This is a genomic window from Streptomyces sp. NPDC058964 (assembly GCF_042741275.1).
GTDB lineage: Bacteria > Actinomycetota > Actinomycetes > Streptomycetales > Streptomycetaceae > Streptomyces.
Genome location: NZ_JBHYKH010000094.1, coordinates 20,900 through 22,775, shown reverse-complemented (window position 1 = coordinate 22,775; position 1,876 = coordinate 20,900). Strand labels below are relative to the sequence as shown.

2 protein-coding genes are annotated in these 1,876 nt (G+C 72.1%); both read left to right on the top strand.

Going from position 1 to position 1,876, the window contains the following annotated elements; translation table 11 throughout:
• On the top strand, positions 1-809 hold an 809-nt coding region (locus tag ACFW2E_RS14795; protein WP_384466310.1), incomplete at its 5' end, for a putative PEP-binding protein.
• Between the two features lie 321 nt (positions 810-1,130).
• Positions 1,131-1,706 (top strand): CBS domain-containing protein, encoded by a 576-nt coding sequence (locus tag ACFW2E_RS14790; RefSeq protein ID WP_384466308.1) that lies wholly within the window; start codon positions 1,131-1,133, stop codon positions 1,704-1,706.
• The last annotated feature ends 170 nt before the right edge of the window (positions 1,707-1,876 follow it).

Genomic DNA, 1,876 nt, shown 5'->3' with positions numbered 1-1,876 from the left:
TCACCCCCCCGCCTCTCCACGATGTCGACCCCGCCCGAACGCACCCCCCGTGGCTGGACGCCACGCCCGAGACCCGCGGGCTCGGGCCGGAGCGGCACGACGCCGATCTGCTGGACGCGGTGAACCGTATGCACGAGGAGAACCCCATGCTCGGCCTGCGCGGGGTCCGTCTGGGCCTGGTGGTGCCCGGACTGGTGGCCATGCAGGTGCGTGCCATCGCCGAGGCGGTCGTGGAACGCGTACGGTCCGGGGGCTCCCCCAAGGCGGAGATCATGGTGCCGCTGGTCGGTGCCGTGGAAGAACTGCGCATCGAGCGGGAAGAGGTGGAGCGGGTGCTGGCCGAGGTCACCGAGGAATCCGGCGTCCCCGTCCACTGCCCGGTGGGCACGATGATCGAACTGCCCCGGGCAGCCCTGACCGCCGGCCGGATCGCCGAGGAGGCGGAGTTCTTCTCCTTCGGCACGAACGACCTCACCCAGACCACCTGGGGCTTTTCTCGGGACGATGTCGAGGCGGCGTTCTTCTCCGCCTATCTCGACAAGGGCATCTTCGCCGCCTCACCGTTCGAGACGCTCGACCGCACGGGCGTCGGCCGTCTGATCCGGATCGCGGTGGACGAGGGCCGAGCGGCACGGCCCGGCCTGAAGATCGGCGTCTGCGGCGAGCACGGCGGCGATCCGGACTCCGTCCACTTCTTCCACTCCTCCGGACTCGACTACGTCTCCTGCTCGCCCTTCCGCGTCCCGGTCGCACGGTTGGAGGCCGGACGGGCCGCGCTCACCGGGACCGACATCAGCGACAGCAGGTGACGGAACGCGCGTGAGGACGCAGGACACGGGTGCCCTGCCCGGTCGTATGCCCGTCAAGGGCGGGCAGGTCGGTCCCCGGTCCCAGGAAACTCGGCCCCTGTCACCGGCCGGTCCTGGAGGGAGCCTGGAGGGGCCTCGCCAGGACCGGCCCGACCGGGCACTCCCGGCCCCGTCCACGGCGGGAGCCGGCACCGCACCGCTCCGTCGCGCTCCGCTCGTGGACGGCAGACCAGGAAGGAAGTGGGCGGCATGGCCCGCACAGTCGGCGAGGTGATGACCAGGGACGTCGTATAGGCGCACCGGGACACGCCACTCAAGGATGTGGCACGGCTGCTCGACCAGCACCGGATCAGTGGCCTGCCCGTCGTGGATCACGAAGACAAGGTCGTCGGAGTGATCTCGGAGACCGACCTGATCCGCCGCCAGGCGAACCAGGCCGAGGGCGGTCGGGTTGTCCGCAGCACCGTCACCGGTGCCGCCACGGCGGGGGAGCTGATGTCGACGCCCGCGGTCACCGTGCATCCGGAACAGCGGGTCTCCGACGCCGCGCGCGTGATGGAACGCCACGGCGTGGAGCGTCTCCCCGTCGTGGACGAGGAGGACCGGCTCATCGGCATCGCCACCCGCCGCGACCTGCTCCGAGTCTTCCTGCGTACCGACGACGAGGTCCGCCGGGAGGTCCTCGACGACGTCCTGGGCGCGTCGTCCCCGCCACCCCACAGCGTGGTCGTCTCGGTCCGGGACGGCATGGTCACGCTGGAAGGCCGGCTGGAACGCCGTAGCGACATAGCCCTGGCGGTCCGCTCGGCATACCGGGTGGACGGAGTGATCGGCGTCGTCAACAGCCTGACGTTCCGCGTCGACGACACCCTGCCGTCCACGCAGGGTGTCCGCTGACGTCGGTCGGCCGCGGCGGCCCCGCGAACCGCCCCGCACACGGTCGACCGGAGTCGTGTGGGGGTCCTCGGGGGGGGGACCCGGGGTTGAACCCACGAGCACCGCAAATCTGCCGCGCCCCCCCGCCCAGCGCGGGCGGCGGGGCGCGGGGGGGGCGCGCGGGGAGTGGG